Annotated in this window: 20 protein-coding genes; 16 read left to right on the top strand and 4 right to left on the bottom strand. The window is 35.0% G+C overall.

Going from position 1 to position 15,924, the window contains the following annotated elements; translation table 11 throughout:
- Positions 1-83: 83 nt before the first annotated feature.
- The 9 genes from LY01_RS00420 to LY01_RS00460 all read left to right on the top strand — a co-directional run bounded on the left by LY01_RS00420 (position 84) and on the right by LY01_RS00460 (position 7,526).
- On the top strand, positions 84-695 hold the full coding sequence (locus LY01_RS00420) for a bifunctional nuclease family protein (RefSeq protein WP_104513847.1): 612 nt from the start codon (positions 84-86) through the stop codon (positions 693-695).
- A 13-nt stretch (positions 696-708) separates the two neighbouring features.
- Positions 709-2,436 (top strand): NupC/NupG family nucleoside CNT transporter, encoded by a 1,728-nt coding sequence (locus tag LY01_RS00425; RefSeq protein WP_104513848.1) that lies wholly within the window; start codon positions 709-711, stop codon positions 2,434-2,436.
- Positions 2,437-2,517: 81 nt separating this feature from the next.
- Positions 2,518-2,919, top strand: coding sequence for a thymidylate synthase (locus LY01_RS00430; RefSeq protein ID WP_104513849.1), 402 nt, complete (start codon positions 2,518-2,520; stop codon positions 2,917-2,919).
- A 108-nt stretch (positions 2,920-3,027) separates the two neighbouring features.
- Positions 3,028-3,852, top strand: a complete 825-nt coding sequence (locus tag LY01_RS00435; protein WP_104513850.1) for a thymidylate synthase — start codon at positions 3,028-3,030, stop codon at positions 3,850-3,852.
- Between the two features lie 9 nt (positions 3,853-3,861).
- Positions 3,862-4,521 carry a hypothetical protein gene (locus tag LY01_RS00440; RefSeq protein ID WP_104513851.1) on the top strand — a complete coding sequence of 220 codons (660 nt, stop codon included), beginning with the start codon at positions 3,862-3,864 and terminating at the stop codon, positions 4,519-4,521.
- A 176-nt stretch (positions 4,522-4,697) separates the two neighbouring features.
- Positions 4,698-4,991 (top strand): hypothetical protein, encoded by a 294-nt coding sequence (locus LY01_RS00445; RefSeq protein ID WP_104513852.1) that lies wholly within the window; start codon positions 4,698-4,700, stop codon positions 4,989-4,991.
- Between the two features lie 126 nt (positions 4,992-5,117).
- A complete protein-coding gene (gene egtB / locus LY01_RS00450; RefSeq protein ID WP_104513853.1) occupies positions 5,118-6,284 on the top strand; it encodes an ergothioneine biosynthesis protein EgtB in 1,167 nt (388 codons plus the stop codon).
- Entirely contained in the window at positions 6,281-7,243 is a 963-nt protein-coding gene (locus tag LY01_RS00455) for an L-histidine N(alpha)-methyltransferase (RefSeq protein ID WP_104513854.1), read from the top strand. The genes egtB and LY01_RS00455 overlap by 4 nt, the downstream gene beginning before the upstream one ends.
- A gap of 1 nt (position 7,244) precedes the next feature.
- Positions 7,245-7,526, top strand: coding sequence for a DUF427 domain-containing protein (locus tag LY01_RS00460; RefSeq protein ID WP_104513855.1), 282 nt, complete (start codon positions 7,245-7,247; stop codon positions 7,524-7,526).
- Between the two features lie 83 nt (positions 7,527-7,609).
- Here the strand turns inward: LY01_RS00460 and LY01_RS00465 are convergent, their stop codons facing one another.
- Positions 7,610-8,122: a hypothetical protein gene (locus LY01_RS00465; RefSeq protein WP_104513856.1), complete on the bottom strand. Its 513-nt coding sequence runs from the start codon at positions 8,120-8,122 to the stop codon at positions 7,610-7,612.
- A 302-nt stretch (positions 8,123-8,424) separates the two neighbouring features.
- On the opposite strand from LY01_RS00465, the gene rplM reads away from it, so the two are divergent.
- From rplM to LY01_RS00490, 5 genes are all read left to right on the top strand, one after another.
- Positions 8,425-8,880, top strand: a complete 456-nt coding sequence (rplM, locus tag LY01_RS00470; RefSeq protein WP_104513857.1) for a 50S ribosomal protein L13 — start codon at positions 8,425-8,427, stop codon at positions 8,878-8,880.
- Position 8,881: 1 nt separating this feature from the next.
- Positions 8,882-9,268: a 30S ribosomal protein S9 gene (rpsI, locus tag LY01_RS00475; RefSeq protein WP_104513858.1), complete on the top strand. Its 387-nt coding sequence runs from the start codon at positions 8,882-8,884 to the stop codon at positions 9,266-9,268.
- Positions 9,269-9,452: 184 nt separating this feature from the next.
- Positions 9,453-10,253 (top strand): 30S ribosomal protein S2, encoded by an 801-nt coding sequence (gene rpsB, locus LY01_RS00480; RefSeq protein ID WP_104513859.1) that lies wholly within the window; start codon positions 9,453-9,455, stop codon positions 10,251-10,253.
- 38 nt (positions 10,254-10,291) lie between these two features.
- Positions 10,292-11,257: a translation elongation factor Ts gene (tsf, locus tag LY01_RS00485; protein WP_104513860.1), complete on the top strand. Its 966-nt coding sequence runs from the start codon at positions 10,292-10,294 to the stop codon at positions 11,255-11,257.
- Positions 11,258-11,404: 147 nt separating this feature from the next.
- Positions 11,405-12,310 carry a hypothetical protein gene (locus LY01_RS00490; protein ID WP_104513861.1) on the top strand — a complete coding sequence of 302 codons (906 nt, stop codon included), beginning with the start codon at positions 11,405-11,407 and terminating at the stop codon, positions 12,308-12,310.
- Positions 12,311-12,313: 3 nt separating this feature from the next.
- On the opposite strand, the gene LY01_RS00495 is transcribed toward LY01_RS00490, so the two are convergent.
- Both LY01_RS00495 and ruvC read right to left on the bottom strand, forming a co-directional pair.
- A complete protein-coding gene (locus tag LY01_RS00495) occupies positions 12,314-12,826 on the bottom strand; it encodes a rhodanese-like domain-containing protein (RefSeq protein WP_211289252.1) in 513 nt (170 codons plus the stop codon).
- Between the two features lie 3 nt (positions 12,827-12,829).
- Positions 12,830-13,384, bottom strand: a complete 555-nt coding sequence (gene ruvC, locus LY01_RS00500) for a crossover junction endodeoxyribonuclease RuvC (protein WP_104514695.1) — start codon at positions 13,382-13,384, stop codon at positions 12,830-12,832.
- 18 nt (positions 13,385-13,402) lie between these two features.
- On the opposite strand from ruvC, the gene LY01_RS00505 reads away from it, so the two are divergent.
- Positions 13,403-14,317 (top strand): lysylphosphatidylglycerol synthase domain-containing protein, encoded by a 915-nt coding sequence (locus LY01_RS00505; RefSeq protein ID WP_104513862.1) that lies wholly within the window; start codon positions 13,403-13,405, stop codon positions 14,315-14,317.
- Entirely contained in the window at positions 14,314-15,456 is a 1,143-nt protein-coding gene (locus LY01_RS00510; RefSeq protein ID WP_104513863.1) for a glycosyltransferase, read from the top strand. The genes LY01_RS00505 and LY01_RS00510 overlap by 4 nt, the downstream gene beginning before the upstream one ends.
- Here the strand turns inward: LY01_RS00510 and LY01_RS00515 are convergent.
- A complete protein-coding gene (locus LY01_RS00515) occupies positions 15,428-15,916 on the bottom strand; it encodes a hypothetical protein (RefSeq protein WP_146080349.1) in 489 nt (162 codons plus the stop codon). The two genes, LY01_RS00510 and LY01_RS00515, sit on opposite strands and share 29 nt — an antisense overlap.
- Positions 15,917-15,924 lie beyond the last annotated feature (8 nt).

The raw sequence follows: 15,924 nt of genomic DNA on the forward strand, positions 1-15,924 counted from the left end.
AATTTATTAGATTTAAGGCTGTGCAATAGGAGAAAAACCTCATTTTTGCACAGCTTTTTTTTTATTTATAGCAATTAAACATAATGAGTCTAAAACGACTTAACATACGAGGCATCTCTTACAGCCAAACACAAAATGGCGCATACGCCCTTGTGCTTAAAGAAGTAGACGGATCAAGACAACTACCTATTGTAATAGGAGCTTTTGAAGCTCAAAGTATAGCTATTGCACTAGAGAAAGAATTGAGTCCGCCGCGACCTCTCACCCATGATTTGTTTAAAACATTTGCCCAACGATTTTCTATTGTGGTGAAACAAGTAATCATTCACAAACTAGTAGATGGTGTTTTTTACAGCAGTCTTATTTGTGAAAGAGATAAAATTGAAGAAATTATAGATGCTCGCACTAGCGATGCCATAGCACTAGCTGTAAGATTTAAAGCCCCTGTTTTTACTTATGAAAACATTCTTGAAGAAGCAGGTATACAACAGCACATTAAACCAGACAAAGAACTGGAAATGGAAGAGCTAGACGGAGAAGAAATGATAGAAGAATTAATCAACGCTGCAGCGCAAGAAGTGGATGACTACAGCAAATTCTCCATATCAGAACTTAACAAAATGCTCGACGAAGCAGTTTCTAACGAAGACTACGAACTGGCAGCGCAAATTAGAGACGAAATATCTAAACGATAATCATTACCATTCTATGAAATCCTTTATAGCCAGACTTTTTACTGCTTTAGCATTACTTTGCTTTTCATTTATAGGAAATGCACAAGAGAACACACCAATAGAAGGAACTTGGATATTTGATACTGCAACAATAGTTGATAACACACAAGCAAACGCTCAAGATCTAGACAGTATCTCCTTTTCACAACAAAATTACAAATTTTACACTGGAGTAGACAGCCTTAATTCTACCGGTAGATTTATAATCCAAAATGATTTTATCGCCCTATACCCTAACTCAAATAATACACAATTAAAGCAGTTTGATTTAAAAAAGGTAAATAACGATAGCTTATCAATTAAAAATAAAGATATTACTTATCATTTCTTAATCAAAAAAGAAGAAACAACTGTCGCAGCAACCTCTAATAATGTTCAAATATCAAATGACCTTGGCTTTAGCTTTGAAAGTTTCTATCGTGGTTTAATAGGTATGTTTTTTATCCTTGGATTTTGTTATCTATTAAGTAATAACAGGAAGAAAATAGACTGGAGACTAGTAATAGTCGGTGTAACATTACAAGTGGTGTTTGCTATATCTGTACTTAAATTTGAAAGTGTCGCATACATCTTTGATGGAATATCTACAGGAGTAGTAAAATTCCTAGCTGTTAGTGAGGCTGGTGCTGAGTTTGTGTTCGGTAACTTCATTGACGCTAGTGGTAACTGGGGCTATGTATTTGCATTTAAGGTTCTTCCTACGATTGTATTCTTCTCTGCATTTACATCTTTACTTTATTACCTAGGCATACTTCAAAAAGTCGTTTATGTACTCGCATGGGTTATGAGCAAAACAATGAGATTAAGTGGTGCTGAATCTCTTGCAGCAGCAGCAAATATTTTTATAGGGCAGACTGAAGCTCCTTTAGTAGTAAAGCCTTACCTAGAAAAAATGACCAAATCAGAAATGCTTTGTCTTATGGTAGGCGGTATGGCCACCATAGCCGGTGGTGTACTAGCGGCATTTATCGGTTTCTTAGGTGGAGAAAGTGAAGCGCAACAAATATTATTTACAAAACACCTGCTTACTGCATCTATAATGAGTGCTCCTGCAGCTATTGTAATTGCAAAAATGCTTTACCCAGAAGATCAAAATAACAAGATAGACCGCTCCCTCAAAGTATCAAAGGATAAAATAGGTACGAACATACTAGATGCCATTTCTAGAGGTACGACAGATGGTTTAAAACTAGCTGTTAACGTAGGTGCTATGTTACTAGTATTTACAGCCTTAATAGCAGTGGTGAACTTTGGACTTAAAGACCTTATAGGAGAATATTCTGGACTTAATTCTATTATCGCATCTTCTAGCGATGGTAGGTACGATGGCCTTTCTATGCAATATATACTAGGTAATCTATTTGCACCTATTGCATGGATTATAGGTGTACATTCTGAAGATATAATTCTAGTAGGACAGTTACTAGGTGAAAAAACAATTCTTAATGAATTCATAGCCTATGGATCTCTAAAAGAGTTAAAAGAAGCAGGTAAAATACTCCATCCTAAATCTATCATTATCGCAACCTACGCACTTTGCGGTTTTGCAAACTTTGCCTCTATCGGTATTCAAATAGGAGGTATAGGCGTACTAGCACCTGGTCAGCGTAAAACCCTAGCGGCCTTTGGTGTAAAAGCATTAATAGGCGGTACATGTGCCGCGTTACTTACTGCAACTATAGCTGGAATGCTTTTTGGATAAATTTAATTGCTTTTTCTTTAACCTAATTTTATGTTAAAGAAATGTTGTAAATTTGTTATAAATTATAACAACTAATAAGCATTGGACTTTAAAGACTACAAAAACCTTTTCAATTATAGCTTTGGCAAAATCTATTGCTATGATAACTATGTAGTTGGTCAACTACATACAGATGTTGTCGTAAATAATGAGATAGCCACTAAGATTCTCAATGATATTAATGAATTTTACGGTAAAAATAAAATCGTTTTTATTTCAAATCGTGAGTTCGGACATGCTGTAGAGCCTAAGGTGTACAAATTAGTTGATTCCAAAATGATCGTAGGGATTGCCATAATAGGCACTTCTAAAGAACAAAAAATGCAAGCCGCAAGTGAACAGTCGTTATACAGTGGCTCATTTGGATACTTTAATAACGTAGAAAGCGCTGTAGAGTGGGCAAGTTCATTTGTTTCAGAAAACCCAGACTCTCTTTTAAATTAATAAATCTGTAATCTTAGTTTGTTTTATTATCATTTGAACTAAAATTTCAAGTTCTTTGTATATTGTATTCGCTTTCGCGAAAGCGGAATCATCATTTACTAGACTCTTATGAAACAATACTTAGACCTATTACAAGACATAATTGATAACGGAACTGATAAAGGTGACCGTACCGGCACTGGTACACGCAGCCTTTTTGGTCATCAAATGCGTTTTGATTTACAAAAAGGTTTCCCTCTAGTAACTACTAAAAAAGTACACCTTAAGTCTATCATACATGAACTGCTATGGCTTTTATCAGGCGATACTAACATTCAATATTTAATAGATAATAACGTCAGAATATGGAATGAATGGGCCGACGAAAATGGAGATCTAGGACCTGTTTATGGTCACCAATGGCGCAACTGGGATAGTCAGGGAATAGACCAAATCAAAGAGGTTATTGACACACTTAAGACTAATCCTAACAGCCGCAGGATGATGGTAACCGCATGGAACCCAAGTGTAATGCCAGATACTAGCAAGAGTTTTTCTGAAAACGTTGCTAATGGAAAAGCAGCCTTACCACCATGTCACGCCTTTTTTCAATTCTATGTGTCTAACAATAAATTAAGTTGCCAATTATATCAGCGCAGTGCAGACGTATTTCTGGGCGTACCATTTAACATAGCGAGCTATGCACTATTAACTATGATGGTTGCACAAGTATGCGATCTAGAGTATGGAGATTTCATACACAGTTTCGGAGATGTTCATATATACAATAACTTAAGAGAACAGGTAGATTTACAATTAACTAGAGAACCTAGAGAATTACCACAAATGAAATTAAATCCAGATGTGAAAAACATATTTGACTTTAAATATGAAGATTTTACACTAGAGAACTACGACCCACATCCTGCAATCAAGGGAATAGTAGCGGTTTAAATTACACTTATGAGATTAATTATTGCATTTTTATTCATAATCTCTTGCAGTGTTTCCACTGCCATTGAAGATCCATATGCAAACTATCACGCTATAGACACCACGCAGTATAAACCTACTGATGCGTTATACCTATACGACCTTACCATAAAAGAATCTCATAACACTGGCAAAGTAATTTTAGAATGGAAAAACCAAAAGAACATTACCTATCACATGATAGAGATGCGCGATCCAGATACTCATAAAATTATTTATAGACAGAAACACTATACTAACATAGCAGAGTTTCCTGAAAACGGATTATTCACTATATACCCATTATACTATAAACAAAAAGGAGAACCCATTTCAATAAACCTGGCAGATGCCAAAGCTAGAAACTACGCTCCTGTAAGTCCTAAAAGTTACTATCGCGCAGTTGAGAAAGAAGAACAGGCAAAACAACGCGATAAAAAACGAATAGAACAAGAATATCGTTATGAACAGTTACGTCTACAGGCAGCAGATGAACGCGCAAACCGCATCACTCCTAAAGTAGTTATTCTAGTTATTATAGTACTATTTCTAGCCGTGTTAATAGTATTGATCATATGGCTGGTAGGCTACCTTACTAAAGACAAAACCCCTCAAATTAATTACCGCAAGAATAACCAAGGCTGGAATTAAAGTATTTACGACTGCCCTTATTAACACGATGTCTTTTTATAAAATGTATGTCATAAACTCAAATGATATCTAAAATTGATCTTTACGTTTTCTTTTTGTGATATCTTATTTTTTAATTAGCGATAAGCGATAGGACCACACACCTATACTATTATCTCACTATAAAAAAATAGACTATGCATAAATATCCATCTCAAGTTTACCGCACACAAAAAGAACTTCTTTACCTAGTAAAATTTGACACTGCAGATGTCTTAGAAGATAAAAATGAACAGAAATTAAGATTTCATGAGCTATATCGCGGCATGCAATTAGGCAACTTGTACAAAAACAAGGTATTCATCACGTTCAAAGACTCTTTAAACAATCTTTTAATGATCAACACAACCATATGGGGACTTACCCAAAAATCAATTATTCTTAAAAAAGGAGTCACTATACCCATCAACAGTATACTTAAGGTAGAATAGAAAACCTGCTAGTTGTTTAACTTTTGTTAACGCTTTCGCGAAAGCGAACAATAAAAAAACACAACAATTTCATAAAAGTCTATGAGAACAATAGACTTAAAGAAAAAACACCATAAATTTGAGAAGATGATTCCTAAAAACAAAATTCTTTCTCTTTTTAAAGAAACGAGATCAGATTCTGAACACATATGTGAACCGTTACAAACGGAAGATTATGTTGTGCAACCTATTGTTGATGTATCGCCACCTAAATGGCACCTAGGTCATACTACCTGGTTTTTTGAAGAATTTTTATTAGATCCTTACTTACCTAATTACAAAAGGTATCACGATAGCTATGCCTATGTGTTTAACAGCTATTATGAGAGTATAGGAAAAAGAGTCGTACGTACGGATCGCGGTAATCTTTCTAGACCTAGTGTCAGAGAAATTTATGAGTACAGACATCATGTGACGTCTAACATGATAGAGCTAATTGAAAATCATTTTAATGAAGAGTTTGCTCCTATTCTCGAGATAGGTATACATCATGAAAAACAGCATCAAGAACTACTACTTACAGATATTAAATATATACTAGGTAACAACCCATTACAACCTAAATATAAAGATTTCTCAAATGAACAATTAATTGAGACTGAAAAGAAAGAATTTATCAAAATCGAATCAGGTATTTACAACATAGGACACGACTCTGAGGAGTTTTGCTATGACAATGAATTACCTAGACACCGAGTGTTTTTAGAGCCGTTTTCAATTTGCTCTACTTTGGTAACAAATAGAGAATGGATAGAATTTATTAATAGTGGCGGCTATTCTGAAGTTATGCTTTGGCATACTGAAGGATGGGATTGGGTAAAGAAAAACTCAATTACAGCACCTATGTACTGGCATAACAATAATGGACAATGGAATAATTATTTATTAGAAGGTAACACTACTATAAATCCAGACGCAGCTGTAACTCACATTTCTTATTACGAAGCATTTGCCTTTGCTCAATGGAAAGGCATGAGACTACCGACAGAATTTGAATGGGAAGCTGCACAATCACACTTTAATCATGGTAATAGATGGGAATGGACAGAAAGTGCCTACCTACCCTACCCTAATTATAAAAAACCAGATGGCGCTCTAGGAGAGTACAATGGTAAATTTATGGTCAACCAGAAGGTATTGCGAGGCAGCTCTATCGCTACACCAGCAAACCATGCTAGACCTACTTATAGAAACTTTTTTCACGCGCCACTTAGATGGCAATTTACAAGCTTGCGTCTTGCAAAATCATTATGACAAAAAAAGAATCATTCCAACTGGAATTTGAACAACACGTAACAGAAGGACTAAAAGCTTTCCCTAAGTTTTTGAGTTCAAAATATATTTATGACGATCGAGGAGATGAGCTGTTTCAGCAAATCATGGCCTTACCAGAATATTATTTAACTAATGCAGAGTACAATATAGTTGATCAGTATAAAGCAGACTTAAGAATGCTTTTTGAAAACAACAAAGGATTTGACCTCATAGAATTAGGTGCTGGAGACGGTAAAAAAACCAAAGTACTCCTTAAAGAGCTGCATGAAAACGGGACTAACTTCACTTACATACCGATAGACATAAGCCAACATGCTATAGACGATCTAGCAAGTAGTATTAAAGGAACATGGCCTAATATGGACGTGCAAGGAGAACAAGGAACTTACTTCAACGTTCTTAAAGAGTTAGCAAAATACAATCAGAGACCCAAAGCCATTATAGTTTTAGGATCTAACATAGGTAACCTATCTCATGACGAAGCAATCAATTTCTTAAAACAAATTCAGGAAATAATGTCTCCAGAAGATGTTTTATTTATGGGGTTTGATCAGAAAAAAGATCCGCTAACCATTCAAAATGCCTATGCTGATACTACTGGCGTTACACAAGAATTTAATCGCAATTTATTACACCGATTAAATAAAGAAATGCAAGCAGATTTTAACGTAGACCAATTCGAACATTGGGAAGCCTATGACCCAGAAACAGGAACAGCTAAGAGTTATCTTTTGGCCACCGAAGCATGTGACGTTCATATTAAAAAATTAGATCTAAAAGTAAGTTTCAATAAATGGGAAACCATTCATACTGAAATTTCTCAAAAATATGACGACCAAATAGTAGAATGGTTAGCAAATCAATCTGGACTTAAAATAACTCAGATATTTGAAGACAATAAAAAACTGTTCAAAAACTACTTATTTAAAAAAAACTAATATGAAAGCCATTTGGAACAATCAAATCATTGCAGAAAGTAATGAAACAAAAGTAATTGAGAACAACCATTACTTTCCTGCAAACAGTATAAAGAAAGAATTCTTTAAACCTAGTAATACACAATCTAATTGCCCATGGAAAGGTATAGCAAGTTATCACACCTTAGAAGTAAATGGCAGTGAGAACAAAGATGCCGCATGGTATTATCCTGAAGCAAAACATGCAGCAAAAGAAATAGAAGGTTACGTAGCTTTCTGGAAAGGCGTGACAGTACAAGAATAGTTCACACCATATACCAACATTTAAAAAGCCACAATTTCATATAAACTTGAAATTGTGGCTTTTTAAATATACTGTTATCACTATTAATTCTTTGTATAAACCGCCACTAAACTAGTAACACCAGCAGCAGGTGTAGAATTACGACCACTTATATAACGATCCATTTCAGCACCAGTAACTGTAAATTCAAAAGTAGTAGGCGTAAAAATCACTTGTTTACTGTCTGTAATAGTACCACCATTTACATTTGCTATTACAGTAAGGACACTATTTGTATCTAACGAGTAATTACCAGACTGTAAACTTAGTGGACAACTCAAATTATTATTACTATCAAAAGACGGCTCAGCAACAGTACTTGTAAAGTCACCATTTATTAAGAATGACACATCCATAGAAGAAAAACAAGACGCCTCTAGTAACAGCTCTACATTACTGACACCATCTCCATTAAAATCTACAGGGATATTAGAAATAAGTGAAGTAAGAATGTAATCACCAGCGACAGTAGAGTTTAAAGAAGACCTAGCAGCGTCATCACTTTCACAACCACTTAACGATAAGATAAGTATACATAAAAAGAAAACATTTTTCATAATATCAAAATTTATCTAAATATAAAGCAAAGTTACCTAATAACTATGAATCAAGTAGTTATTAGATACAATCACAAATCAAGCATAAATCAACATCTTTGTTAAAAAGTAAAAAATTAAAAAAGAATCGAATTAAAAACGACGCATAACTAAAACAAAGTCATATTATTGCAAAAAATATTCTTAGTTTAGAATTTTATAATAAAATTAAAAAAAGGCGCTTGGTAATCGGAATTAAAAGATTACATTTGCAGCCCGATTTTAGTTAGTAAAATCATACACAGAATTAAAACTATTTCAAGGTGAATACTTTAAGTTACAAAACGGTTTCAGCAAACAGCGCAACAGTAAACAAAGAATGGGTACTGATAGACGCTGCTGAACAGCCACTAGGTCGTATGTCTTCAATAGCTGCAAAGTTTTTGAGAGGAAAATACAAGACTAATTTTACTCCACACGTAGACTGTGGTGATAACGTAATCATAATAAACGCCGACAAGGTATCGCTAAGCGGTAACAAGTGGAGCGAGAAAACATATATCAGACACACTGGCTACCCAGGTGGACAGCGTAGTCTTACTGCAACTGAGCTTTTTGAAAAAGATCCAGCACGTGTTGTAGAGCACGCAGTAAAAGGTATGTTACCTAAAAACAAGTTAGGAAGCGCTATTTATCGCAACCTAAAAGTGTATTCTGGTTCTGAGCATGGACATGAAGCACAACAACCTAAAACCATTAATCTTAACGAGGTAAAGTAATATGGAAACATTACACAAAATTGGTAGAAGAAAAACTGCCGTTGCTCGTGTTTACCTTTCAGAAGGTAAAGGTGACGTAACAATTAACAGAAAAGAACTTTCTGACTATTTCACAACAGGAATGTTACAATACAAAGTAAAACAACCTTTTACTTTAACTGAAACAACTGACACATACGATGTAAAAGCTACTGTAACAGGTGGTGGTATCACTGGACAAGCTGAGGCAATTCGTCTTGCAATTTCAAGAGCTCTTGTAGAGATAGATGAAGAAAATCGTCTAGCATTGAAACCAGAAGGTCTTATGACACGTGATCCTAGAATGGTTGAACGTAAGAAATTCGGTCAAAAGAAAGCGAGAAAGAAATTCCAATTCTCAAAGCGTTAATACATTATTATTACTCCCGTTTAATTTCACAATTAAACGGGATTTGTTCTTTTTTTATTTATATTAATTTGCTGTCACGCCTGGTTGCCGCCAGAGCTCAGTTTAGCATCTAAATAATGAAGGCGATTAAGCATTGCTTATGACCACTTTTTTATTGCTATCGACAGAACGTAAACTATTTATTATGGCAAATACTTCAGATGTCAAGTCATTACTTGACGCAGGTGTCCACTTCGGTCACCTTACTCGTAAATGGGACCCTAACATGGCTCCATACATTTATATGGAACGTAACGGGATCCATATTATCAATCTTTATAAAACTACTGCAAAGTTAAACGAAGCTACAGAAGCGCTACGTAAGATAGCTGCATCTGGTCGTAAGGTTCTTTTTGTTGCTACTAAGAAGCAAGCAAAAGATATCGTTGCACAATATGCTGGTGAAGCTAACATGCCGTACATCACTGAAAGATGGCCTGGTGGAATGCTTACAAACTTTGTAACTATCCGTAAAGCTGTTAAGAAAATGGCTCTTGTAGACCGTATGAAGAAAGATGGTCGTTATGAAACTCTTTCTAAAAAAGAACGTCTTCAAGTAGACCGTATGCGTGCAAAGCTAGAAAAGAACTTAGGTTCTATTACTGACATGACTCGTATGCCAGCTGCACTTTTTGTTGTAGATACTGTACGTGAGCACATCGCAGTTAAAGAAGCTTTAAAATTAGGTATTCCTATTTTTGCAATGGTTGACACTAACGCAAACCCACGTGATATCGATTACGTAATTCCTTCTAACGATGATGCTTCAAAATCTATTGACATTATCATTAAAGAAGTTACTGGTGCTATCAAAGCTGGTCTTGAAGATCGCAAGTCTGAAAAGAACGCTGAAGATAAAGCTAAAGAAGCTGCAAAAGCAGAAAAGAAAGCTCCAAAAGCTGAAGAAGCTAAAGTTGCTGCTCCTGCAAAAGACGAAGAAGAATAAACTTATAACGCTAGTTAACTAGTATAAAACTTATCAAAATGGCTAAAATATCTGCTGCTGAAGTAGGAAAACTAAGAAAAACAACCGGAGCTGGAATGATGGACTGTAAAAAGGCCCTTGTTGAAGCTGAAGGTGATTTTGATCAAGCAATTGAGATCCTTAGAAAAAAAGGTCAAAAAGTAGCTGCAAAGCGTGCTGACCGTGATTCTTCTGAAGGAGTTGTTGTTGCAAATATTAATGAAGGTAACACTAGAGGTATTCTTTTATCTCTTAACTGTGAGACTGACTTTGTTGCAAAAAACGACACTTACGTAGAGTTAGCAAATAAGATTGCTGCTGTAGCTCATAACTGTAACTCAAAAGAAGAAGTTCTTGCTTCTAAATTTGATGACAGCATGACTGTAGAAGAAAAACTTATTGAGCAAACTGGTGTTATCGGTGAGAAAATTGAAATAGGTGGTTTTGAAGCTTTTGAAGCTCCATTTGTAGGTGGTTATGTACATGGTAATAAAATCGGTGCTTTAACTGGTCTTTCTACTAGTAGTGATCACGCAGCAGAGGTTGCAAAATCTGTTTCTATGCAAGTAGCTTCTATGGGCGCTACTACATTATCTTACAAAGATTTTGACGCAGAATATGTACAAGCAGAAACTGCTTCTCGTATCGCTGCTATCGAAAAAGATAATATCGAGCGTGGACGTTTAGGTAAAAACCTTTTAAACATTCCATTATTTATCTCTAGATCTCAGTTAACTGACGAAGCTCTTGCAACTGCAAAAGCTACTTATGAAGCTGAACTTAAAGCTGAAGGAAAGCCAGAAGCTATATGGGATAGAATCATACCTGGAAAATTAGAGCGTTTTGTTGCTGACAACACTTCTCTTGATAAAGAGCAAGCGTTATTAGACCAAGACTTCATCATGGACGATAAGCAAACTGTTGCTAAGTTTGTAGAGTCTAAAGGTGCTGATGTTGTAGGTTTCAAAAGAGTATCTATCGCTTAATTAAGCTTTATTACTATAATAATTAATCCGATTTGGTTTTAAACTGAATCGGATTTTTTTTGTTTTAAATTCCGCTTTCGCGAAAGCGAAACAGTTAAAATACTTTTATTAATCGTTGCTTCAATTAACTTTTACGAACTTTATAGAATGAAACAACTGGTCCTAATTATTTTAATAGCACTATCAATACACTCTTGCAAAACAGTACAACAAGAGTCAAACCGACACGATAAGCCTCAAAGAATAACCACTAATCATGTAACAGACTTAGCGCAAACAATCACAGAAACATCTGGTCTAGAATATTATCAAAATCAGATCATTACTCATAACGATAGCGGTGACACGCCCACATTATACTTTTTAGACACTCTAGGAAACCTTCTCTATCATAAAACATACAAGCACATGACAGCTATCGATTGGGAAGATGTAACAAAGGATGACGAGTACCTCTACATAGCAGATTTAGGAAATAACTATGGCGACCGGAAAGACTTAACGATATTTAAAATTGCATTAACTGATTTACAAAATGAAAACGCTACAGTAACTCGGTTAAACATCAATTACCCTGATCAAAAATCATTTGAGAGAGGCGAGCAAAATCACCCTTATGACGCAGAATCAATAGTCGCGATAGAAGAAAATCTTTATGTGTTCTCCAAAGACTGGAAGGATCAAACGACAATTATCTATAAAATAGATAAAAATAAACAGCGTCAAACTGCTCAAAACATTACATTCTACAATATTAAAGGTCTAGTTACTGGAGCTACTTATAATGGATCTAATACCGTAACTGTATGCGGCTATAATAGCAACTTAATTCCTTTTGTGCACAGAATAAATTATCAAAACGGCAAATTTGAGTTCGCAAAAAAAGAAGAGCTTTTAATAGAAGGTGGCGCACAGATAGAAGGAATTATATCAATCCACAGTGATAGTAATAAAGAAACGTACTACCTATCTTCTGAAGCAACTAACATAAAACTAGGAGAAGACGAAGCGCTTACTACTAGTCAACTATACAAAGTAAAGTGGCTGAAATAATGATTAAAAAACCTTAACTCCTGATTTTAAAAATCTACCCCACACTTTGCTATATACATGTACATTATCTGTAGGAGTATTATTTAAATCTAGAACTTCATAACCGGCGTCTTTCCACGAGAATATACTGCCGTAAAGATTATTAACATCTGTATAACCATCTTTAAGCATCTTCTCTCCAAAGCCTTCAGAGCGTATTCCCACGCTACAATAAACTACTATTTTCACATCTTTGGCTAACTCTGGCATCCTTTTACTGGAGTACTTCTCACCTACCCATATGGCTCCTGGCAGGTGACTGACCTCATACTCTTTCTTTTTACGAGTATCTAAAATTACATACTGATCATAATCTGTTTTCAGATTTTGCACACTTAAATATGGGACAGTCATTTTATTATAAGTCTCTAATAATTCAGGAATATCTTTTTGCACAACTTCCTTTTCTTGCCCAGTAGCAATAGTAGAATAGGTAACCAAAAAGGTGAATATCACTAAACTTAAAATACGTCTCATAACTTATTTTTTAATTCTCTTTTCATTTTGTTTTACAAACGATGCCCAACCGCTGTAGTTCGTACCTACTTCGATACGGCCACTGTTATAAAAATGACATACTGCAGCAGCAAGTCCGTCGGTCATATCGAGATTTTTAGGCAATTCTTTAATCCCTAAAAGACTCTGCAACATCTTTGCCACTTGTTCTTTACTAGCGCTTCCTTTTCCAGTAATCGCTTGTTTAATTTTAAGTGGCGCATACTCAAAAACTGGTATATCTCTAGATAATCCTGCTGCCATCGCCACACCTTGAGCGCGACCTAACTTGAGCATAGACTGTACATTTTTACCAAAAAACGGTGCCTCTAGAGCCATTTCATCTGGATTATAAGTGTCTATTAACTCAATAGTACGCTCAAATATACGACGCAACTTCACGTACGGATCTTTTATTTTCCTCATATCCAACTCATTCATCTGGATAAAACTCATGGAATTGCCTTTTACCTTTATGATACCAAAACCCATGATTGCAGTACCAGGATCTACACCTAGAATAATTTTTTCTGTTGCCAATTGTTGTATTTTTCGCACATGTTTCTCGCGCTTCACAAATCTAAGCAATTCCTCGCTCCATTGATTAAATTCATCATTGTTGTAATTTGCACATATGCACTTTATTCACAATGGCAAGATCGCTCTATAAACACAGACATTATTTGGTCTACCATTAAAAATTTACCGTTTTACACATTACCATTAATGATCGCAATAAGCATACTTAGCTGGATGGTAGAAAGTAAAAAATGGCAATACTTAATAAATGATCTTTATGTGTTACGCTTTCGCGAAAGCGTAACTCAAAACCTCACCGCGCAAGCAGCCAGCTTTATAACTCCTTTTAGAACAGGAGAGTTTGCTGTCAAGTCCTTATATTACAACAAGTCTCTACGCAAAAGCATATTATCAAGAATACTAGCTGGCAACACGTCGCAAATGATAATCACTACCATTTTAGGGATTACAGGGATACTATTCTATTTGCAAAAAAACCTAATCATAGAATCGGTATTCTTACTTTTATTTACAGTTACACTACTTTGCTTGCTTGCAGTTATACTAACTCTATGGATACTTAAAAAATGGGATTCAGGATCTATGGATAACACAAAGTGGTGGTCTATATTATCTTATTCTTTATTAAGATATCTTATTTTTTCAAGCAATTGGTTAATAATACTAGCGCTTCTAGATAACGACTCTTCCCTTTTAATAATGATTAGAAACATTACTATCTTTTACCTAGCCGTTTCTATCATTCCCGTATTTCAATTGTTTGATATAGCTGTAAAATGGACCGTCGCCGCATACGTTTTTACCGAAACTTTCCATAACTCAGAAACTACAATTATAATTACAACCCTTATCTGGTTTACTAACTCCATCGTACCTACAGTTCTAGGCTGCTTGTTATTACCTTTTCAAAAACTAAAAACTGTTGAAGAATGATCTGGCTATTCTCTACAGTCATGATAGGCTACGTTCTGATTATTCTATTGCTTTCTAAAGAAGGCTTAACCTACCCAGAAACAAAAGCTATTACAGACGGTACCCCACTACCATTCACCGTGATCATTAATTACCGCAATGAAGAAAACAACCTACCAGCATTACTTGAATCAATACGAAATCAAGAATATGACTACAGTCTATTACAGTGGATTTTTATTAACGATAGCTCTACAGATCAAAGCATTCATATTTTAAACTCTTTTAAAAACAACCATCCTAAACTAACTATTTTATTACTAGAAAGAATACCTAAGTCTGCCAGCGCAAAAAAAGATGGAATTACTCAAGCCATAAAACAAGCTAAAAACAAACATATTATTACAACTGACGCTGATTGTATTTTACCTTCTAGATGGATTTCTAGCTATAACGCAAAATATCAACAGCATAAAAACGCTCATTTTATCGCAGCACCGGTTCAAATACAAGAAGGGCACAACTTACTTTCTAGCCTCCAACATCAAGAAATGATAGCCTTGCAATTAGTCACTATAGGTGGTTTTGCTTTTGATAAACCTTTTATGTGCAACGGCGCAAATATGAGTTTTACTAAAAAGGCCTTTAATGACGTAAATGGATATCACGGCAATGATCATATATCTAGTGGTGACGATATTTTCTTATTAGAAAAACTAGCTAGTAAAGATGTTACAAAATGCCATTACCTTAAATCTAAAAACGCAACTGTAAATACACAACCTAAAAACAATTTAATAGACATAATAGCGCAACGTGCACGATGGGCACAAAAGGGCAGTGAAACTAAAAGCCTGCTCAATAAATTAGTAAGCTTTCAGGTTTTAACCATGAGCTTATTATTTATTTCTAGCCCTATATTATGGCATTTTTCATTAATTTCAAGCAAGACATTTCTAGCTCTAGTTCTTACAAAGGCGTTTACGGATTTCATTACTCTATCGATAGGAGATCAAATATTTAAAAATGTAAAATGGAAAGTTGCCATAATTAACTTTACCATATATCCATTTATAGTAATTTTAATTGCGTTAAAAAGCCTATTAAAACCAAAATGGCAAGGCAGGAAAGTTAATTCCCTAGAGAATCCACAGGAATAAAAACAATAGGCAATCTATAAGTAGTAGATACTGGTATCGATCGTTTTACAGCGCTCTTTATAATTGGAAAATCAGTTAACCGATCTTTTAGTATAGAATCGAGTCGCTCCTTATTAATAGTACGAGCGCATTTAAAAATACTATCATACTCTATCACACCCTTATTATCAACGCTTATAGAGGCATAGACACTATCTCTTTGTTCCAGCTGTATAGCGATGTAATCTTCTCTCAATTTTTGATCTATAACATTACATAATGTCTCATAAAAACAATCTGACGTAGTAAGCATCTCATCACAATCATCAAATACAGGGTAACGATCTACATAATCCATATCGATATTTTGCATTTCTTTTCTAGCCATATCCAGCGCTCGCTCCTCTTTGTCCTCTTCAGATAAACAAGAAATACAAACACTTAAGAAAAGTATCATTAAAACAAAACACCCTTTATTCATAGAGCTAA

The organism is Nonlabens xylanidelens (assembly GCF_002934445.1).
Classification (GTDB): domain Bacteria; phylum Bacteroidota; class Bacteroidia; order Flavobacteriales; family Flavobacteriaceae; genus Nonlabens; species Nonlabens xylanidelens.